This is a genomic window from Acinetobacter sp. ABJ_C5_2, assembly GCF_044538485.1.
In the GTDB taxonomy this organism is placed as follows: Bacteria; Pseudomonadota; Gammaproteobacteria; order Pseudomonadales; family Moraxellaceae; genus Acinetobacter; species Acinetobacter nosocomialis_A.
Genome location: NZ_JBIUCS010000119.1, coordinates 1 through 255 on the forward strand (window position 1 = coordinate 1; position 255 = coordinate 255).

1 protein-coding gene is annotated in these 255 nt (G+C 52.2%); it reads left to right on the forward strand.

Annotation, left to right across the window (positions count from 1 at the left end; all coding sequences use genetic code 11):
* The coding region (locus ACH8JV_RS19640; protein ID WP_396523330.1) for an Ig-like domain-containing protein at positions 1-255 on the forward strand (255 nt) is incomplete at both ends.

Here is a 255-nt window from a genome sequence, read left to right on the forward strand (position 1 = left end):
ATGGCACAGACTATCCAGCAGTCAATAACGGCAACGGTACCTGGACCCTTGCAGACAATACGCTTCCAGTGTTGACCGATGGACCACATACGGTAACTGTGACAGCGACCGACCCTGCAGGTAATGTAGGTACAACAGGTGCAGTGGTGACTATCGATACCACAGCACCAAATGCACCGGTTCTTGATCCAATCAATGCCACTGATCCAGTGACAGGTACAGCAGAAGCGGGATCAACCGTGACTGTGAGCTTCC